The organism is Cryobacterium cryoconiti (assembly GCF_004403065.1).
Lineage (GTDB): Bacteria > Actinomycetota > Actinomycetes > Actinomycetales > Microbacteriaceae > Cryobacterium > Cryobacterium cryoconiti.
In genome coordinates, this window is record NZ_SOHA01000037.1 from 22,108 (window position 1) to 41,451 (window position 19,344).

The 19,344-nt window shown below is 68.7% G+C and carries 14 protein-coding genes; 2 read left to right on the forward strand and 12 right to left on the reverse strand.

The window, feature by feature from the left end; genetic code table 11:
* Positions 1 to 6: 6 nt before the first annotated feature.
* The 12 genes from E3T49_RS12405 to E3T49_RS12465 all read right to left on the reverse strand — a co-directional run bounded on the left by E3T49_RS12405 (position 7) and on the right by E3T49_RS12465 (position 17,080).
* Positions 7 to 612, reverse strand: coding sequence for an arsenate reductase/protein-tyrosine-phosphatase family protein (locus E3T49_RS12405; RefSeq protein ID WP_134425218.1), 606 nt, complete (start codon positions 610 to 612; stop codon positions 7 to 9).
* Positions 612 to 2,054 carry a tyrosine-protein kinase domain-containing protein gene (locus E3T49_RS12410; protein ID WP_134425219.1) on the reverse strand — a complete coding sequence of 481 codons (1,443 nt, stop codon included), beginning with the start codon at positions 2,052 to 2,054 and terminating at the stop codon, positions 612 to 614. Before E3T49_RS12410 ends, E3T49_RS12405 begins: the two co-directional genes overlap by 1 nt.
* 608 nt (positions 2,055 to 2,662) lie before the next feature.
* Positions 2,663 to 4,933, reverse strand: coding sequence for a sensor histidine kinase (locus tag E3T49_RS12420; protein ID WP_134425221.1), 2,271 nt, complete (start codon positions 4,931 to 4,933; stop codon positions 2,663 to 2,665).
* Between the two features lie 17 nt (positions 4,934 to 4,950).
* Entirely contained in the window at positions 4,951 to 5,604 is a 654-nt protein-coding gene (locus tag E3T49_RS12425) for a response regulator (RefSeq protein WP_134425222.1), read from the reverse strand.
* A gap of 260 nt (positions 5,605 to 5,864) precedes the next feature.
* Positions 5,865 to 6,494: a thymidine kinase gene (locus tag E3T49_RS12430; protein ID WP_134425223.1), complete on the reverse strand. Its 630-nt coding sequence runs from the start codon at positions 6,492 to 6,494 to the stop codon at positions 5,865 to 5,867.
* A gap of 75 nt (positions 6,495 to 6,569) precedes the next feature.
* On the reverse strand, positions 6,570 to 7,970 hold the full coding sequence (locus E3T49_RS12435; protein ID WP_134425224.1) for a hypothetical protein: 1,401 nt from the start codon (positions 7,968 to 7,970) through the stop codon (positions 6,570 to 6,572).
* Positions 7,967 to 9,319 (reverse strand): sensor histidine kinase, encoded by a 1,353-nt coding sequence (locus tag E3T49_RS12440; RefSeq protein ID WP_134425225.1) that lies wholly within the window; start codon positions 9,317 to 9,319, stop codon positions 7,967 to 7,969. Before E3T49_RS12440 ends, E3T49_RS12435 begins: the two co-directional genes overlap by 4 nt.
* A gap of 536 nt (positions 9,320 to 9,855) precedes the next feature.
* Positions 9,856 to 11,325 (reverse strand): malate:quinone oxidoreductase, encoded by a 1,470-nt coding sequence (locus E3T49_RS12445; protein WP_134425226.1) that lies wholly within the window; start codon positions 11,323 to 11,325, stop codon positions 9,856 to 9,858.
* An 88-nt stretch (positions 11,326 to 11,413) separates the two neighbouring features.
* Positions 11,414 to 11,866 carry a DUF1801 domain-containing protein gene (locus tag E3T49_RS12450; protein WP_134425227.1) on the reverse strand — a complete coding sequence of 151 codons (453 nt, stop codon included), beginning with the start codon at positions 11,864 to 11,866 and terminating at the stop codon, positions 11,414 to 11,416.
* Complete coding sequence (locus tag E3T49_RS12455; protein WP_134425228.1) at positions 11,863 to 14,364, reverse strand: putative bifunctional diguanylate cyclase/phosphodiesterase; 2,502 nt, start codon at positions 14,362 to 14,364, stop codon at positions 11,863 to 11,865. Before E3T49_RS12455 ends, E3T49_RS12450 begins: the two co-directional genes overlap by 4 nt.
* 88 nt (positions 14,365 to 14,452) lie before the next feature.
* Positions 14,453 to 15,514, reverse strand: coding sequence for an aspartate-semialdehyde dehydrogenase (locus E3T49_RS12460; RefSeq protein WP_241972813.1), 1,062 nt, complete (start codon positions 15,512 to 15,514; stop codon positions 14,453 to 14,455).
* A 228-nt stretch (positions 15,515 to 15,742) separates the two neighbouring features.
* Positions 15,743 to 17,080, reverse strand: coding sequence for an aspartate kinase (locus E3T49_RS12465; protein ID WP_134425230.1), 1,338 nt, complete (start codon positions 17,078 to 17,080; stop codon positions 15,743 to 15,745).
* A 202-nt stretch (positions 17,081 to 17,282) separates the two neighbouring features.
* On the opposite strand from E3T49_RS12465, the gene E3T49_RS12470 reads away from it, so the two are divergent.
* Both E3T49_RS12470 and E3T49_RS12475 read left to right on the forward strand, forming a co-directional pair.
* Positions 17,283 to 17,945 (forward strand): TetR/AcrR family transcriptional regulator, encoded by a 663-nt coding sequence (locus tag E3T49_RS12470; protein ID WP_134425231.1) that lies wholly within the window; start codon positions 17,283 to 17,285, stop codon positions 17,943 to 17,945.
* Between the two features lie 70 nt (positions 17,946 to 18,015).
* On the forward strand, positions 18,016 to 19,014 hold the full coding sequence (locus E3T49_RS12475; RefSeq protein ID WP_134425232.1) for a DUF5692 family protein: 999 nt from the start codon (positions 18,016 to 18,018) through the stop codon (positions 19,012 to 19,014).
* Positions 19,015 to 19,344 lie beyond the last annotated feature (330 nt).

Genomic DNA, 19,344 nt, shown 5'->3' on the forward strand with positions numbered 1-19,344 from the left:
CTTTCACTATTTCGGCTGCACCGTCGCGGCTCTATGGAACAGGGCGGTGACAGCGTTGATGGCCGGAACGAGCTGCTGGGCAGACTCCACGTAGACCTCGTCACTGCGGCGATAGGGGTCGACGACGTCATCGTCATCGGCCGATACCAGGGGGGCGACGGCGCCTCGCTGAGAGGCAGCCAACCCGATCAGGGTGCTGAGGCGCCCGACAAGGTCATCGATGGGCAGGGCAGCGGCCTCGTCGAGGTCGTCGTCGGTGAGGTCTGCAACGAGACGCGCGAATTCGCGGATCGTGAAGGTGTAACGGATGGCGCGCGGCACCAACTCGACGATGGCGCGCCGGTGCTCGCGGGACATCGCGAACACCAGGTTGGCACTCTGCACGTGCTGCTCGGTGAGTTCCTGGGCCACGTGGGCGCTCGGGTCACCGCCGAAGTGGCGCGAGAGGTCGGCGGCCTGCGCGGGCATGCCCTGACCGGTCAGGCCGATGGTTCCGGCACTGGCCAGCTGAATCTGCGGCCACGACGCCAGGCCGACGCGCAACAGCTGTTCGGCCAGCGGTGAACGGCAGATGTTGCCCGAGCAGACCGTGAGGATGGAGAAGGTGTGCATTACGCGGTTCTCCGTCGAGCCTTGCGGATGACCCGCCCGGCAGGCGCTGCCGCCCCGGCAGTGGCTTTCTCTTCCTCGTGGATCGTGCCGTAGCTGTACTGGCCGTAGCCGTAGGAGTCGGGCCCTCTCGTGGGCAGCATGGTGATGACCATGCCCACGAGGCGGCTGCCCGCGCGTTCCAGGGCCTTCACGGCACTGGTGAGCTCGTTGCGCTTCGTGCGCCCGGAAGCCACCACCATGATGGCGCCGCCGCAGAGTTTGCTCAGCACGGCGGCATCCGTCACCAGCAGCAGCGGCGGGGCGTCGATCAGCACCACGTCGAACTCCTCGGTGAGGGCGCCGAGCATGCGCGCCATCGCAGCGGAGCCGAGCAGTTCGCTTGGGTTCGGGGGAACGCGGCCGCTGGGCAGAACGAACAGTTTGTTCTTGCCCCACTTCTGCAACACGTCGGCGAGCTCGGCGCGACCGATGAGCACGTCGGTGAGACCGACGCCTCCCTCGATGCCCATGTACTCGGCCACGCGCGGCAGGCGCAGGTCGCCGTCGATCAAGGCGACGCGGGCGCCGGTCTCGGCGAGGGCGATCGCGAGGTTCGCCGTGGTCGTGCTCTTGCCCTCGCCGGGCACGGAACTCGTGACCACGAAGCTGCGCGGGCCACCCTCGATGTTCACGAACTGCAGGTTGGTGCGCAGGCTGCGGAATGACTCGGCCCGCGGGTTCTTCGGGTCGGTGTGCACGACCAGAGGGCGAAGGCTCGCACCGGGATCGTTGGTGATGCCGCCGAGCATCGGTGAGTCGGTGACCAACTCGATGTCGTGCAGGCTGTGGATCCGTGTGTCGAGCACGCTGCGCAGCACGGCGAGGCCGATACCGACCGCGAGACCCACGAGCAGGCCGAGGGCGATGTTCTGGGGCACGTTAGGGCTGGCGGGCGCGGTGGGCACGATGGCCGGCTGGATCGTTTCGATCTTCACGGGGCTGGCGGCGTCGCCATCGGGCTTCTCGAGGCGCTCGACGACGATCTTGCTGAAGTTCTGCCCGACGGAGTTGGCGATCTGCGCCGCGAGCTCGGGGTCACTGTTGGTGACCGAGACGTCGATCAGCACGGTGTTCAGAGGGGATGTAGAGGTGATTGTGGAGGCCAGCTCGGCCGAGGTCACGTCGAGGTTCAGCTCCTTGATGACCTCGTCGAGCACGACGGCGCTGTTGACCACGTCGACGTACGACGTGACGGCCTGCCGGGCAAAGCTGGTTCCCTGAACCAGGTCTCCAGTCACCGCGCCGGCGGAGGCCTGCACTGCAACGTAGAGCTGCGTGTTGGCGATGTACGTCGGGGTTGTCGCGATGGCCGCTCCGGCTGCTCCGGCGATGCCGAACAGGGTGCAGGCCAGAATCAGGATCCAACTTTTATGCAAGATCCTGAGGTAATCCTTGAGTTCCACGCGCGCGTTCCTCCGCTAGTGCTTGACAGAGGAATGTGTTCAGTATGAAACGTCCCCACGGCAATCGTCTCACATGGGGAGAGCCGGGCTCCCCCCATCGAGGGGACGAGGAATCCTCCGGTACCGAGGTAAATCTCGGGTGGACGGGGATTTTTGAGCGAGAATTCGGATCGGGATTTGGCCCGCGAACTGGTTACACGCCGATGGTTACACCCTGATCAGAGGGGAAAACCAGCGGGCGGGTTTCGGGGGGATACCGCCCGCTGGTCGGTCTTGATTGAGAACGGATTCGCCGTTGAATGTTGTCCTCACTACTGGGGACACGTGTCCTCATAAATGAGGACACTACGGGATGAGTGGATGGGTGCGCAAGGGTGTGTGGGGACCCCGTTTGGGTGGGGGTGGGGGGCTCGGGTCTCGGGTCTCGGGTCTCGGGTCTCGACAGGCTCGACCACCGAGGGGTCGACCACTGGGGGTCGGGTCTCGACAGGCTCGACCACCGGGCGGGGTCTCGACCACCGGGCGGGGTCTCGACCACCGGGCGGGGTCTCGACCACCGGGCGGGGTCTCGACAAGCTCGACCACCGGGCGGCTCGACCACCGGCGGGTCAAGGGTGGTGGAGGCGGCCGTCGGGGGTGACCGTGAGCATGCGGGGGTCGCCGGCGTCGACCACGATCGAGGCGATCGTGGGACGGTCGGCGGGGAGGAGCCGGGCGATCAGATGACCGTGCGCGAGCGCGTCGAGCTGAGCGGCGACGATCGCGGCCGCCGCCTGCACCTGCAGCGGCGGGCGGTCGGCACTGTCGTCGATCAGGGTGACGTCGACGCCCCGCAGGCGCGCGGCCCGGGCCGCCGTGATCACCGGCTCCACGAAGAGCGACCGCCCCCGGATCGCGTCGCGCAGGGTGGCCTCGGCCAGCCGGGCACCGGCGCGCAACTCCTCGTCGAGCTGCTCGGCGGCGGCGAGCTGCTCCAGGGTGGGCCGGGCCAGATTGTTCACCCGGGCGAGCTGCGTCTCGCGCTCGGAGATGGCGGCGGCTGCGGTGGCCACCGCGGCCGCGTTCAGGGCGCGCTCCCGGTTCAGCCGGGCCAGCGCCTGCGTGGACCGCCTCAGCCCCACCGCGAAGAGGGTGCCGGCAAGCAGCGTGCCGGCATGACGGATGGCCAGATTCACCCCGTCGAGCACCGTCAGCCCGTTCAGCACCGCCCACACCACCCCGATCACCGTCATCATCAGGTAGCCGTACCAGGCGAAATCGGCGCGGCCCCGCACCGCCAGGGCCACCAGCACCATGGTGATCGCGCCGAGATACCAGTGCGCGAACGGAGTCGACCCCGTGGGCGGCACCGGGAACGAGGTGGCCGCGGCCGCCAGCGCGCACAGGGCGAGTACCACGACCGCGCTGCGCTGCGGCACCGGGTCGGGCACCCGGAGGGTGAGCCAGGCGGCCGCAGCCGACGCCGCGAGGAAGCCGACGATCTCGAACGGAAGCCCCGAGAGCGGCTCGCCGTCGGCGAAGGCGAGAACGGCGTGCACCGCGATGAACGCCACGAGGATGCCCGTGGACAGGGGCTTCGGCAGGCGGCTCGCGCCCGGCCGCAGCGGGGCGGCCTCGACGTTCAGGGCGCTGGGACTGGAGCTGACGCTGGGGGTCGGGGGCATGACGGCGTGCTCGGGGGTCCAGGAGACCACGACCTCCGTGCCGGCGCCGGGCCGGGACCGCACCGCGGCGGCGCCGCCGGGGAGGCGCTCCATGCGCCCGATGATGCTCTGCGCGATGCCCAGACGTTCGGGTGGCACGCGGGCCGGGTCGAAGCCCACGCCGTCGTCGTGCACGGCCACCCGGATTCCGGCCCGGTAGGCGCTGACGGTGAGGGTGCGGGCCACCGGGCCCGCGCCGGCCGAGGTCACCGAGTTGCGCAGGGCCTCGCCGACGGCACCGAGCAGGGCGGTCACTGCCCGCGCGGGCACCGTGAGGGTGTCGGTCAGGGTCGAGGTGAGGCGGGCATCCGGTGCCAATTCGCCGACCAGCTGCTCGAGGCGACGCGCCACCTGGGAGCCGGGCACGTGCTCGTCGGGGCGCGGGCTGCGCAGGGCGTCGAGCCGCCCCAGGGTGTCGGTCGCGTGCCGGGACAGCACCTCGATCGGGGTGCCGGCGCGCCCGGCCATCAGCAGGGTCGAGATGACACTGTCATGCACCAGCGCATTGATGGTGAGGCGTTCGCGGGTGCGGGCCAGGCGGTCGGCGCGGTCAGCAAGGGTCGCGCGGGCCACCTCGGCGGCGAGGTCGACCGCCTTCTCGCCGCGGCGGGCCATGGTGGTCAGACCCAGGAGCATGCTGAGCAGCAGCAGGGAGTAGAGGGCGTCTTCCACGCCCACCAGCACCGGGTGCGGATCGGCCGAGGTCACCGCGCGCACCAGCCCGCTGAGCGTGCAGACCAGGGCCAGGTAGGCCCAGGCCGTGCGATCGCGGGTCGCCACCGCCATGGCGATCACGGGCACGCCGGTGAAGGTGATCACCCAGGGGATGTCCGCGCCCGCCGGCAGCGGCTCGGCGCGCGCGACCAGCCAGAACAGCATCAGCACGACGACGATCACCCCCTCGGCCAGGGCCAGCTGGCGCAGCAGCCCCAGTGGCGCGCGCTGCGAGAGCAGCCCGAGCATCAGGGGCAGCCCGAACACGACCAGCCAGGCGATCAGCGACGCCGGCCGCGCCGGCTGGTAGGCCTGCTCGAGGTAACTGCCGAGGCAGAACAGGCCGAAGACCAGCGCGGTGGGGCCCATGGCGGCGTAGAGCAGCCGGGCAAGGCGTTCGGTCGCGGGCCGCGGCAACGCCGGCGACCGGATGCCCGCGGCCGGGCGCCTCCCGCGGCTCACCCATGCGGCCGGGGCTGTCACGGCTGGCCGGGGATGGGCAGGATGCCGTCTTCCAGCGCCCGCTTGTACAGGTCGATCTTCGTGTTCGCGGGGCGGCCGACGCGCTCGTACTTGGAGCGCACCCGGCGGATGTAGTCGATCACCGTGAGCTCGCTCAGCCCCATCCGGGAGGCCACCAGCGGCGCCTTCGCCCCGGCGGCGTACAGCGAGAGCACCTCGCACTCGCGCACGCTCAGGCCGGCGTCGGAGAGGTCCGGGTCACCGTCGAGGGCCGCAGCCCACTCGGTGGAGACCACGGCCTCCCCCGCCGCCGCCCGGGTCACAGCGTCGAGCAGCACCGCGGTGGGCTCGCTCTTGCGCACCACGCCCAGCACTCCCCCGCGCGCGGCGGCCCGCATCAGGCCGGCGTCGTCGCCGCCGGTGAACGCGAGCACCGCCGCGCCCGCAGCCCGCAACCGGTCCACGTTGCCGGTGACGGTGGAGCCGTCGGACAATCGCAGGTCGAGGATGACGAGGTCCACGGGCGTGGTCTGCGCCGCCGACTCGAGCAGCTCGGTCACCGTGGTCACGGTGGCCACCACCTCGATCTCGGGGATCGTGGCGAAGAGGTCCGCGAATCCGCGGGCTACGATCTCGTGGTCATCGATCAGGGCTACGCGAAAGCGGGACATCGTCGTTCCTTGGTTTCATGGTGCAGAGGGCAGGGTCTGGGCCGGATCATGCTCCGGCGCGGGGCCGGTGAGGTGCTGCGGTCGTGCTGCGGTCGTGCCGTGATCGAGTTGTGGTCGTCGTGCCCCTCGTTGTGGTGCCACAAGAAGTAACGGCTGTTCAGAGCGACGAGCGCAACCTACGTTTATAGACGGGGATACCTGCTGGGGGGCTGGTGGGGCGCTCGCGATCTACGATCGTTGAGCGCCCCTTCTCACCGCTCTCATGCGGGTTCGGGCCGGCTGCGATTGTTCAGCACCCCGCCGCTCTCCTCGAGGTAGCACGAGCCGCAGAGCGATTCGTAGGTCACTTCGGCGCCGTCGATCGCCACCTGGTCGCCGTCGAAGACGAAGACCCCGTCGATCTGGCGCCCGTTGAACACGGCCTTGCGGCCGCACCGGCAGATGGTCTTGAGCTCCTCGAGGCTGTGCGCCACCTCGAGCAGACGCCGGCTGCCCGGAAACGCCACGGTCTGAAAGTCGGTGCGGATGCCGTACGCCATCACCGGGGTGTTCTCCAGGATCGCGATCCGCAGCAGGTCGTCCACCTGCTGCTCCGTGAGGAACTGGGCCTCGTCGACGAGCAGACAGCTCACATCGAGGCCGGACTCGGCCAGCACCCGGGCGCGGTGCTCCTGGAAGAGCGCGAAGGCATCCGCGTCGGGGGTGAGCAGGAAGTCGACTCCCCGGGTGACGCCGAGCCGGGACAGCACGCCGCGGTCGCCCTTGGTGTCGACCGAGGGCTTGGCCAGCAGCACGTGGTGGCCGCGTTCCTCGTAGTTGTAGGCAGCCTGGAGCATCGAGGTGCTCTTGCCGCTGTTCATGGCTCCGTAGCGGAAATACAGTTTCGCCATAGCTCTTCCGGTTGCCCCCTCGGCTGCTCGCGCCGGTGCTGAGAGCGGCGCTGAATCCTGCGGCGCCGTGTGCGCCTAGCCCAGCGTACTGGGCGCGCGCGGCGGGCGCTTGTCGCCGAATTCCAGCGTCAGACGCGGCCGACGGATGCTCACCCGCACCCACGGGAACACCACCCGCAGCACGGCGAGGTAGGAGCGCAGCAGCCGGCGCACCCGGCGCGGCGGCAGGTCGAGGCCGACCTGGATGATGAAGGTGTCGATGCCGGAGTGCCGCTGCTGGCGGTCGCTCGTCGGGTCGATCTGGGTGTCGGGCTCGGATTCAGGTTCGGTGTCGGCCTGCACCACGAGGCTGCGCGGGTCGAAGCCCGGGGCCAGACAGAGCATGCGGATCAGCGCGGAGGTGGCCGCGCGCTGCTGCACGCCGAAGTGGGCCGCGCGGTGCTCCGGGTCGGACACCACCAGCAGCGGATCCACTCCGCGGGAGGCCAGAGCGGCGCGCTCGCGAGCGATCACGGCGTCGAGCCAGGTCTCGTCGATGTGCGCCACGAGCGCCCGGCGCACCCCGGCCGCGAGCTCGTTCGCCCGGGCCACGTCGGCCTTGGTCACCTCGCCGCGTTCGAGAACACCGTCGAAGAGGGGGAACACGCCGGGGGTCAGGGTGGCGAGCTGCTGCTCCATCACGGAGCGCACCACGCTGCCGCGGGACTCTTCGGTGCGGCGGGCGATGGCGCGCTGGGCATCCGTCTGCCAGGCCACCAGCAGACGCACCATGCGGCGGGAGTAGGCGGCGGCAGCCAGAGCGAGGGCGAGCACCTGCGTGACGGCCACGATCACGTAGACGGCCGGCGACACCTCGATGACGCGCGCCGCGGACTGGGGCAGCGTGACCGCGCCGATGACGACGGCCGCGAGCACACCGGAGAGGGCGAGCTCGCGCCACGGACGCAGCGGGGCGAGAGCCACGAGCAGGAGGCCGACGCCGATCGGACCGAAATCGTCTTGTACCAGGGCGTTGCCGCCCCAGCGGGCGGCCTGGTCAACCAGGTGCGCGGCCAGGCCGAGGCCCACGATCAAAAGCAGCGCCTTCTGCCGCACCGGAGAGCGCGACGGCAGGCCCACGACCACGAGCGTCGCGCACGCGGCGGCGATCAGAACGAGCGCCAGCGCGGCCAGCCACGGATGCCGGATCTCATCACCCTGCGCCACCGTCGTGAACACCGCGTAGCCGAGCACCACCGTGGCGATCCCGGGCACCATCGGCCAGGTGGTCAGGGCGCCCAGCGGGTCGAGGCGCTGCTGGGACTGGGTGCGCGGCGTGGGCGTGGTGAGCGACGGCGCCGCCGGGATGTGCGACTCGTCGACGGGAATCGTGATGGTGGAGGTGGCGGGCGGGGTGTGGCGGGTGTGGGGGGTGTGCGCGGGCGGGGTGTGCGCGGGCGGGGTGTGCGGGTTGTGCGCGGGCGGGGTGTGGGTCATCGGGGCACCCGCTCGGGGTCGGGGGTGTCGGTGGGGGTGGGGGCGGCTCCGGGGGCACCCTGCGGGTCGGGGCTCGGTTCGTCGGACGGCACGGGAACACTCAGCAGCACGGAGGTTCCCGCCCCCGGCCGGGTGAAGACGCTCACCGAACCGCCCAACTGCTCGATGCGGCGGCGCACGGCCTGGCGCAGGCCGAGGCGGTCGGCGTCGGTCTCGGACTCCGTGAAGCCGCGGCCGGCATCCATCACCATCAGCGAAATGCTGGTCGGCTCGGACTCGATCACAACCTCCGCGGCGGCCTTGCCGGAGTGGAGGATCACGTTCACGAGGCACTGCTGCACGGCAAGGCCCAGCTCGCGGTCGCTGGCCGGGCTGAGCCGGCAGAGGGCCGCGCGCTCCCCCGAGACCTCCACCACGAGGCCACGATCGCGACTGCGCTCGATGGCGGCGTAGACCTCGCTGGTGAGCCAGGCATCCGTGCCCCGCGACGGCTCCACACTCTGCGCGTCGACGTCGGTGAGCCAGTCGGTGCCGCGCAGGGTCTGCAGCGAGTCACGGATGCTGCCGGCCAGCTGGTCGCTGAGCGGACCGGGATGCGCGCGGGCCACGGCGACAAGCTGGTTGAGGGTGGTGTCCTGGTTGAGGGCGAGGGCGCGCAGCTCGAGGTCATGGCGCAGCAGACGGGTCTGGTCGGTCTGCATGGCGCGGTGCAGCGCGGCCTGCACGGCGCGCTGGCGGCGCACGAAGGCGGTCAGCAGCAGCATGGCGACGAGGAAGAAGTAGGTGGAGATGGTGTAGACGTCCTCGCCGTAGGGCACGCCGGTGCGCACCGCGGCGAAGACCGTGACGGCTTCGGCCAGGACGAACCCGGTGGTGCCCCAGAGCACGCCCACCAGCGCGGCCGTGCCCGCGCCGCCGACCATGACCAGGGCGAGCTTGGGCAGGGTGACGAGGAAGATGTTCGAGCTCGGGAAGACGTCGGGCATGCCGAGCACGGCCATCGTGTAGAGGTAGGTGGCGACGCTGCCGACGACGAGATACGCGACGGAGAGAACGACGGTGCGGCGCAGGGACAACGCCACGAGTACGGCCGCCATCAGGAGGAGGGCGAGGGCTGCCGCGATGGTTGCGGTGTCGGCGTCGGCGAGGGCTGCGGCAGTTGCGTTGTCGCTCGACACTTCGGCAGTGGGACCGACTCCCGCATCTCCGGCCGCAGTTGTGGACAACCGGAGGATGATCAGCGACGCCAGGGCTCCGGCCAGGCAGGTGAGGGCGAACCAGTGCGCGGCCCGGGCGAGGGCATGACTGAGTGTTCTCTTCACCAGGTGATCGGGTAACCCGAGCGTCATGCGTTCCCTCTCTGCTCGGTAGATTCTCTCACTACGTTCGGGTGATTCTGAGCCGCAGAGGCAAACCCGCATCCGTCAGCACGGAGATGCCCTGAATTGTGCACAATCGTGGCGGCCGGCACCCCCTTCGCGCCGACTTTGTGCGAGATCGCCACCCCATCCACTCGCTGACCCCCCTGTCCCTCCGCCTTTGTGCATAACTCCTGCAATTTGATCGAAACAGGCCGGATTCGGCCCCGAATCGGCCTGTTACGCAGAATTTGCAGGAGTTATGCACGAGGCCGGGCGGCACTGAGGCAGCCGGGAGCACCGGGAAGCGTGCGGGCGGCGCAGCCGGCGGACGTGCGGGCGGAGCCGGCCAGCGCGCGGCCGGCGCGGCTGGACAGCTGCATAACTCCTGCAATTTGATCGAATCAGGCCGGATTCAGCCCCGAATCGGCCTGTTTTGCAGAATTTGCAGGAGTTATGCACGTGCTGGCCGGGAACGAGCCCAGCGAGCAGCGCGGCCAGCGAGCAGCGCGACGGGCGGCGTCGCCCTAGGCGGTCAGGTGCAGGGCGGCGGCGGTGGCAGCCAGGGAGGCCGCGGCAGCGGCGGGATCGTCGGAGAGCTTCGTTCCGAGGCTCGGGATCATCTCGCGCAGCTTGGGCTCCCAGGCCGGGTACTGCTCGGGGAAGCAGCGCTTGATCAGGTCGACCATGATCGGGGCCGCGGTCGAGGCTCCCGGCGAGGCGCCGAGCAGCCCGGCGATGGTGCCGTCGGCCGAGGTGATGACCTCGGTGCCGAACTGCAGCACGCCGCCCTGCTCCGGATCCTTCTTCATGACCTGCACGCGCTGTCCGGCGGTGATCAGTTCCCAATCCTCGATCTTGGCGGTGGGGATGAACTCCTGCAGCGCCTTGAGCTTCGTCTTCTTCGACGCGAAAACCTCACCGATCAGGTACTTCATCAGGCCGAAGTTATGTGCGGCCACGGCCAGCATCGGGCCGATGTTGTGCAGCCGGATCGAGAACGGCAGGTCGAGCCAGGAGCTCGACTTGAGGAACTTGGGCGTGAAGCCGGCGTACGGTCCGAACAGAAGCGAGGTCTCCCCCTCGACCACGCGGGTGTCGAGGTGCGGCACCGACATGGGCGGCGCACCCTTGGCAGCCTTGCCGTAGACCTTCGCGTGGTGCTGCGCGACGAGCTTCGGGTTGGTGGTGCGCAGGAACTGTCCGCTGATCGGGAACCCGCCGAAACCCTTGATCTCGGGGATGCCGCTCTGCTGCAGCAACGCTAGGGCGCCGCCACCCGCGCCGACGAAAACGAACCGGGCGTTGACGCTGCTGGGGTAATTGCCGACCAGGCGGCGCAGATTGAGCTTCCACGTGCCATCCGTGAGCTGTTTCAGGCCGGTGACCTGCTGGTTCACGTGCACGCCGACGCCCTGCTCGGCGAGGTTGTCGAACAGGTACCGGGTGAGGGCGCCGAAGTCCACGTCGGTGCCCGACACGATGCGGGTCGCCGCGATCTTCTGCCCCTTCGCGCGCTTCTGGGTGAGCAGCGGGGTCCACGTGCCGATCACGGCCGGGTCCTCGCTGTACTCCATGCCTTGGAACAGAGGCTCGCCCTTGAGCACCGCGAACCGCTTGCGCAGGTACTCGACGCTGCTCTTGCCGTGCACGAAGGTCATGTGCGGGGTGGAGTTGATGAAGTTCGTGGGTGCGGGCAGCACGCCCGTCTGCACCAGGTGCGCCCAGAGCTGACGGCTGATCTGGAACTGCTCGTTGATGGCCACGGCCTTGGCGGCGGTGACGGAGCCGTCCTTCGCCTCGGGCATGTAGTTCAGCTCGCAGAGGGCCGCGTGGCCGGTGCCCGCGTTGTTCCACGGGTTCGAGCTTTCCTGGGCCACTTCGCCCAGACGCTCGTAGACCTCGACGGTCCAGTCCGGCTGCAGTTCCTTGATCAAGGTACCGAGGGTGGCGCTCATGATGCCGCCACCAATAAGAACGACATCAATCTTCGCCATTGGATTCACTCCTCCACCATATCGGTGGTAACGGATGCTTCCCGCCGGAACGCGGGCCGCTCAGGTCACGGTTGGCCCCGAAAGGGCCTCAGTCCTGGTGCTTCACCCGCTCGTAGTGGGCAATGAAATCCTGCACGGAGACGCTCGCGACCTCGCGGGCGATGAGGTCGAGATCGAGGTCGGCCAGCGATTTGAACCGCACACAGCTCTTCCCCATGTTCAGGGCGCGGCCGGTGGCGGCCCAGTCGGCGCGGAAGGCGGCATCCTTCTCGGGAAAGCTGTACAGGCTCATCAGGTAGAGCGAGTTGTAGTTCTTCTGCGCGGCCAGGCTCACATAGGCCAGGGGCTGCTTGTTGTACGTGTTCGGGTAGGTCTCCAGCGGCACCACCCAGCCGAGGATGCCGTTGTACACGCCGAGCCGATAGCCCTCGGGCATGGCGTCGCGCACGGTGTCGAGCACCGGGTAGAGCAGGGCCCGCCGGTCGACCTCGAGGTCGAGCACGAGCGTCTCCACCTCGAACGGAATCGGTTCTTTGCTCATGAATTCAAGGGTAACGCGCCCATCGGCGCAGCCGGCGCTGCCGACAGCGCAGCCGGCGCTGCCGACAGCGCGTCCGGCGCGGCCGGCTGCACCTCGTCGCGGGGCACGACCGCGCGGGCGCCGAACAATTCCAGCCGGGACAGCGTCTTCTCGAAGCCCTCCGGCACGCCGTAGTGGAACCCCTGCGCCGAACGGATGCCGAGCGCCGACAGGTGGTTCGCCATCGCGTCGTTCTCCACGCCCTCGACGATCATCGAGTACTCGAGGTTGTCACCGAAACCCTGCAGGGCCGTGAGCACCTCGCGCTGGCGGATGTCGTCGAGGTCGTCCACGAGGCTGCGGTCGATTTTGAGGATGTCCATCGGCATCCGCACCAGGGAGTCGACGGACGAATCCTGGGAGCCGTAGTCGTCGAGCGCGATCATGATGCCGAGGTCGCGCAGGCGGTCGGCCTGGGCACGGATGGCCGGGGTCACCTTGGTCATCGACCGCTCGTTCAGCTCGAGGCAGAGGGAGATCCCGGGGTAGCGCCCCGCGAGGTCCTCGATGAAGTCGCCGACGCGCTCGGGCAGGATCTGCCCGGCCTCGACGTTGATGGTCATGCAGATCACGCTCTGTTCGACCAGGCGGAAGTCTGCGGCCGCGGCCATCGCCTTCACCGCCACCTGGCGGGTCATGGCGTCGAGCCGGCCGAGGCCCTTGGCCTTCTCCACGATCGACGGCGGCGACAAGCGGCCCAGGTCGGGGTGGGTGTACCGCACAAGTGCCTCGAAGGCCCAGATCTGGCCGGTGACCAGGCTGACGATGGGCTGGAAGGCGACCTCGAGCTGGTCCTCGTCGATGGCGTGGGCGATGATGTCGTTCATCTGCGAGGAACGGTGACTCGAGATGTTGATGCTGCTCTCTTTGGACGGCCCACCGCGCCGCCGGGACTTCTTGATGGCGAGCATCGACCGGTCGGCGTCCTGAACCAGCTGGTTGACGTCGGTTTCCCGGTGCGCCGAGTAGGCCAGGCCCACGCTGATGATCGGGCTGTACGTGGTCTGACCCACGGGCATCGGCTCCCCCGTGACCACGATGATGCGCTCGGCGATGGTCTTGGCCTCACCCAGCGACGCGAGGTGGGTGAGGATGACGACGAACTCGTCGCCGCCAACCCGGGCGACCACATCGCTCGGGCGCACCACGGCCCGGAGGCGGCGGCCGAGTTCCCGCAGCACCTCGTCGCCGGTCTGGTGGCCGTACCGGTCGTTCAGGCGCTTGAACTCGTCGAGGTCGATGAACAGCACGGCCAGCGCCTCGGAATAGTCGCGGTGGTCGTTGATGTTGGCCAGCGCCTCCTGGAACGCGCCGTAGTTGGGCAGGCTCGTGAGCGGATCGGTGTTGGCGCGCAGGGTCAGCCCGGCGATATTCCGGCGCGACCGCACCACCATCTCCGCGGTCGCGGCGAGAGCCTGCAGGGCGCGGCGGTCGTTTCCGGTGAAAGCGCCGTCCATGATGTCGCGCCGGGCGACGATGAATTTCTCCGGGCCGGCCACCCCCGGCATGGGCAACAGCATGCTGATTTCACCAGCGCGAGCGGGCTCGCCGCGCACGACGACGGACTCGGCGCCGATCGCATCCGCCACCACGCGCCGGAGCAACTCGGAGGTCGCCGCCGGAGAGGCCGGTTCGTGGGCCGGATCACCGTCGGGTGCACCGCCGGGCATGGTGCCGATGACGCTGCCGATCGCCGTGCCGATCGCGGTGCCGGCGTCGATCGGATCGACGCCCAGCGCCGTCGCGGCGGCAACCAGGCCGGCCAACCGGTGGCGCATGCCGACGACGACGGTCGCGACCTTCGCCACCAACGCGACGATCATCAGCGCGCCGAGAACGATGATGGCATCGGCGGTGGTGGTCAGGCGCACCAGGAACGGCAGGCCCTCGACGCTCCACAGGGCGGCCACCACACAGATGACGGCGGTGCACAACAGGGTCACGGCCACTCGCAGCGGCGACAACATCGGCCGCGCGCCGCTTTCGAGAGGGTCGCTGCGCCAGTACCGGCGCAGCACCTCGACCACGATGACGAAGGCGACATAGCCCACGGATGCCACGGCCACGGCCACCAGACTCGGCATGCCGCCGGTGCTGAACCAGGTGAAGAGTCCCGCGGCCGCCAAAGCCCCGGCACCCTGCAGCCCGGCACTGTACAGAGCGACGTTGAGCCGCCCGGACTCGACCAGGATCGCGAGCAACACGCCCAGCGCAATCACGCCGGCGCCGGCCGTCAAGCCGACGGTCGGGGCCAGCGCGGGCAGGACCAGCACGGGCAGGCTGATCAGCGGGCTGCGGTGGGCGAGGGAACCGACCCGCACCCAGGTGAGCTCCAGAATGGCGGCACAGAACACGCCCACCCCGGCGATCAGCCAGTGCTGGATCGGGTCGGTGACGAGCAGCCCCAGCGACAGGAACATGAGGACCACGGCGATCCCGGCGAATACCCCGAATGCCATGCGCGTCACGCCACTTGAATTCCGAATCCTGCCCACGGAATCTGACCTTAGCGGAGTGGGCAGCCCGGCGTTCACCACAACGCTCAGGTCAGCGAACGAGCAGGTCCGCCGCAACAAGCTCCGCGATCTGCACAGCGTTGAGAGCCGCACCCTTGCGCAGGTTGTCACTGGTGATGAAGAGGGCCAGGCCGCGCCCGTTCGGCACCCCCGGGTCCTGGCGCACGCGACCGACGAAGCTCGGGTCCTGACCGGCTGCCTCGAGGGGTGTGGGGACATCCGTCACGACCACGCCGGGCGCCGTGGCGAGCAGTTCAAGGGCGCGGGCGACCGTGAGCGGGTTGGCGAATTCGGCGTTGATGGAGAGGGCGTGGCCGGTGAAGACGGGCACGCGCACGCAGGTGCCGGACACGAGCAGGTCGGGCAGGCCCAGGATCTTGCGGCTCTCGTTGCGGAGCTTCTTCTCCTCGTCGGTCTCGAACTCGCCGTCGTCGACGATGGAACCGGCCAGCGGGATCACGTCGAACGCGATCGGGCGGGCGTAGACGATGGGGGCCGGCATGGCCACGGCGGACCCGTCGTGCACCAGCTGCAGCAGGTTGTCGCTCTGCGCGGCGGCCCGCACCTGGCTGGCGAGTTCGCGGGCGCCGGCGAGTCCGCTGCCGGAGACCGCCTGGTAGGTGCTCACGATCAGACGCTCGAGGCCGGCCTCGTCGTGCAGCACCTTGAGCACGGGCATGGCCGCCATGGTGGTGCAGTTCGGGTTGGCGATGATGCCCTTGGTGGCGAGCTTGATGTCCTCGGGGTTGACCTCGCTGACGACCAGGGGCACGTCGGGGTCCATCCGCCAGCCGGACGAGTTGTCGATCACGGTGACGCCCGCCGCCGCGAAGCGGGGAGCCTGCGTCTTGGAGAGCGTGGCACCGGCGGAGAAGATGGCCACGTCGAGCCCGGCAGGGTCGGCGGTGGCGGCGTCTTCGACGACGATCTTCTGGCCCTTGAAGAGCAGCATCGTGCCGGCGGACCGGGACGAGGCGAAGAAACGAATGCCGTCGACCGGGAAGTCCCGCTCCTCGAGCAGGCGGCGCACGACGGCTCCGACCTGGCCGGTGGCTCCGACGACGCCGATCTGGATTCCTGTGCTGCTGGTCACTGTGTTTTCCTCAATCGGTTGGTGGTCGACCCTACTTATGTGCATAACTCCTGCAAATTCTCCCGTTCGAAGCCGAAAAGGGCAAAAACAGGGGGTTTCCGAGCAAATTGCAGGAGTTATGCACGATGCGCTACTCGGAGGGGCGACGGGCCGGGCTGCGCGCCCGGCTGAGCGCCGGGCTGAGCGCCGGGCTGCGGGCCGGGCAACGCGCCGGGCTGCGGCTGCCGGTTAGCGGCCGGTGCCGCCGTGCACGATCGCGTTGTCGGTGGCGTCGAGGCCGAAAGCGGTGTGCACAACCCGCAGTGCCTCGTTGATGGTGTCGGCCCGCGTGACCACGGAGATGCGAATCTCGCTGGTGGAGATCATCTCGATGTTGATCCCGGCCTCGAACAGGGCCTCGAACAGCTTCGCCGAGACACCGGTGTTGGTGCGCATGCCGGCGCCGACGAGCGCGAGCTTGCCGATCTGGTCGTCGTACTGCAGCCCCGCGAAACCGACGTTGACCTGCTCGTTCGTGAGCGCGGTCAGCACCTGCTGGCCCTCGGACTTGGGCAGCGTGAAGGAGATGTCGGTCAGGCCGGTGGACGCGGCCGACACGTTCTGCACGATCATGTCCACGTTGGCGTTGGTCTTGGCGACGATCTTGAAGATCTGCGCGGCCTTGCCCGGGATGTCGGGAACGCCGACGACCGTGACCTTGGCTTCACTCAGGTCGGCGGCGACCCCGGCGATGATTGGCTCTTCCACTGTCTCTCCATTCGCGGGTGCGTTATTGGGATGCGTGCGCTCTGCTGCCGACGAGTTCGGAATCGCGACATGCGGGCTCGTGGTGTCGGGGTTGTAGACGATGGTGCCGACGTTGTTGTTGAACGAGGACCGCACATGCAGAGTCACACCGTGACGCCGCGCATATTCCACGGCCCGAATATAGAGCACCTTCGCGCCCGCGGCGGCGAGCTCGAGCATCTCCTCGCTGGAGATGCGGTCGAGCTTGTGGGCGAGGGGAACGACGCGCGGGTCGGCAGTGAAGACGCCGTCGACATCCGTGTAGATCTCGCAGATGTCGGCATTCAGCGCGGCAGCGAGTGCGACGGCGGTCGTGTCGGATCCGCCGCGGCCGAGGGTGGTGATGTCCTTGGTGTCGCGGTTGAAGCCCTGGAAGCCGGCGACGATGGCGACGGCACCCTGGTCGAGGGCGTCACGGATGCGCCCGGGAGTCACGTCGACGATGCGCGCGGCGCCGTGCTGGGCATCCGTGATCATGCCGGCCTGGCTGCCGGTGAAGGAGCGGGCGTCGTAGCCCATGCTCTTGATCGCCATGGCGAGCAGCGCCATCGAGATGCGTTCACCGGCCGTGAGCAGCATGTCGAGCTCGCGCGGCGCCGGAATCGGGGTGACCTCGTGCGCGAGGTCGAGCAGCTCGTCGGTGGAGTCACCCATCGCGGACACGGCGACGACAACCTCGTTGCCCGCCTTGCGCGTGTCGACGATGCGCTTCGCGACACGCTTAATGCTTTCAGCGTCGGCAACGGATGATCCGCCGAACTTCTGCACGATCAAGCTCACGTGGCACTCCTGGGGTTCGGGTACGCGGGCACAGCCAAGCTCCCATCATAAATGCTGTTGTATTCGGCAGCGGCCATGTGACGCCGCACGGCATCCGTTGACACAGTGTCATTGACACAGTGTCAATCGTGGTCCTAGGATCGGGGCAGAGGGCGGATCCCGCCCCACCACACGCTTCAACCCAGTTGCCGAGGAGGCTCCGATGCCCGACGAGTTCACATCGAAAGCGACCGTGCCGGCTTCTTCGCCCGTGCCCGGTTCTTCGCCCGTGCCCGTGCCCGTGCGCCAGAGCAAGCAGCCGGACGAACGCCGGGACGACATTCTGCGGGCCGCCCGGGAACTGGTCGCCGAGCGCGGCGTGGCCCGGGTGAAGATCACCGACATCGCCGCCCGGGTCGGCGTCACCCGCGGCCTGATCTACCACTACTTCCCGGACAAAGACGCGATCATCGACCTCATCTGCGAGGACCACATCGCGGAGTTCGTGACCGACCTCAACCTCTGGGACGCCGCCCGCATCCCCGGCGACATCGACCGCGCGCTGGTCGACTGCGTCGCACTGTTTCGTCACCACCTGCATCGCACCGACCTGTTCCGCGAGGAACTCGGCCGCACCGAGTACGCGGGCCTCTACAACGAGTTCGTCGACCGGGCCGTCAAGGCCGTCGTCGACCGGCTGCAGGTCACCACCGTCGAGGCGTACGCACGGCGACACAAGATCCGGATCGACAACGTCTCCGAGGTGTTCTACGTGCTGGTGTTCGGGCTGATCGGGCTCGTACGCTCCACGCCCACCGTCTCGGACGACGTGCTGGTCGCGATTGTGCGCCAGACGCTCCACCTCGACCGCAACGCGCCGGCCTAAGGCTTTTCCTTCAGCATCACCTCTTCACCCAGTACGAACTTATTCACCCAGTACAAAGGAGTATCCGCATATGTTCCTATTCGATACGATCCCCTGGTCGTCGACCCTGATGTGGGTCGCGGTCGTCGCGGGGCTGATGATCGCCAACGAGGTCGCACGGTCGAGCAAATGGGCGTCGCTGGCGCTGTTCATCGCACTGCCGGTGGCGCTGACGATCTTCGTCTGGCCCACCACCGCCGGTGCCGGGTCCAGCACGGGCACCTGGTTCCACTGGGTAAAGGTCTACTCAGCACTCGCCGGATGTCTGGGCTTCATGGCCATCCGTTTCATTCCGCGTCTGGCCAAGAACCGGTACGCGCTGATGTTCCCCGCGTTCATTCTGGCGCTGAACATCTTCGAGGCCGTGATTCGCGACTTCCAGGTCTACGGGCTCAACGGGATGGTCGACGGGGTGTTCATGGTGGGCGGACCGTGGAACATCATGAACGGCATCGCCGGGCTGCTGAACCTGCTCACGATCTGCGGCTGGGCCGGGATCATCATCAGCCGCGGCCCCAAGAAGGACATGATCTGGCCGGACATGCTCTGGTTCTGGATCATCGCCTACGACCTCTGGAACTTCGCCTACGTTTACAACGCGGTCGGCGACCACTCGTTCTACGCCGGCGCTGCCCTGCTCGTGTCGTGCACGATCCCCGCCTTCTTCATCAAGCGCGGCGCCTGGCTGCAGCACCGCGCGCAGACCCTGGCGTTCTGGATGATGTTCACCATGGCCTTCCCGACGTTCGTGTCGAGCTCGCAGTTCGCGGTGAAGTCCTCGCACGACCCGGTCGCCCTGTTCTGGGTCAGCGCCGTGGCCCTCGCGGCCAACATCGCCGTCGTGATCTACCAGATCTACACGATCGTGAAGAGACGCCGCAACCCGCTCACCGACGAGCTGTTCACGCACCTGCCCGCCTACCACGCGGTGCTCGACGCGAACAAGCCGCTGGCGCCGGTGGCGGCGGCCGCGGCGGGTGCGGGTGCGGGTGCCGGTGCGCAACCGCGGCCGACTGCCAGCGCGAAATAGAACACCGTAACTGCGGAGAATTTCGCGACACGCGGCATCCGTCGCCCCGCCACACGGCGAGTCTCGAAATTCTCCGCAGTTGGCGTTGCCCGCACATCAGCGGGGCAACGGATGCCGCGGGTTGGGTCTCTCCCGGCCCGTCCCGGCCGCTCCCTGGCCGCCCCTGGCCACCCCTGGCTGCCCCTGGCTGCCCTTGGCCGCAACTGTTGCCCGAGCGGACAACTGTTGCCCGCACACCGGGCACAAATGTCCGCTTCGGCGACAGTTGCGGCAGCGGGCGGGCGGGCGGGCGCGCGGGCCGGGCGAGCGGGCCGGGCGCGCGGGCGAGCG

Coding starts and splice junctions, on each gene's coding strand:
- E3T49_RS12425 (WP_134425222.1), bottom strand. CDS start 5,604: ATGTCCCGCTTTCGCGTAGCCCTGATCGATGACCACGAGATCGTAGCC.
- E3T49_RS12450 (WP_134425227.1), bottom strand. CDS start 11,866: ATGAGCAAAGAACCGATTCCGTTCGAGGTGGAGACGCTCGTGCTCGAC.
- E3T49_RS12445 (WP_134425226.1), bottom strand. CDS start 11,325: ATGGCGAAGATTGATGTCGTTCTTATTGGTGGCGGCATCATGAGCGCC.
- E3T49_RS12440 (WP_134425225.1), bottom strand. CDS start 9,319: ATGACGCTCGGGTTACCCGATCACCTGGTGAAGAGAACACTCAGTCAT.
- E3T49_RS12430 (WP_134425223.1), bottom strand. CDS start 6,494: ATGGCGAAACTGTATTTCCGCTACGGAGCCATGAACAGCGGCAAGAGC.
- E3T49_RS12455 (WP_134425228.1), bottom strand. CDS start 14,364: ATGGCATTCGGGGTATTCGCCGGGATCGCCGTGGTCCTCATGTTCCTG.
- E3T49_RS12405 (WP_134425218.1), bottom strand. CDS start 612: ATGCACACCTTCTCCATCCTCACGGTCTGCTCGGGCAACATCTGCCGT.
- E3T49_RS12470 (WP_134425231.1), top strand. CDS start 17,283: ATGCCCGACGAGTTCACATCGAAAGCGACCGTGCCGGCTTCTTCGCCC.
- E3T49_RS12435 (WP_134425224.1), bottom strand. CDS start 7,970: ATGACCCACACCCCGCCCGCGCACAACCCGCACACCCCGCCCGCGCAC.
- E3T49_RS12475 (WP_134425232.1), top strand. CDS start 18,016: ATGTTCCTATTCGATACGATCCCCTGGTCGTCGACCCTGATGTGGGTC.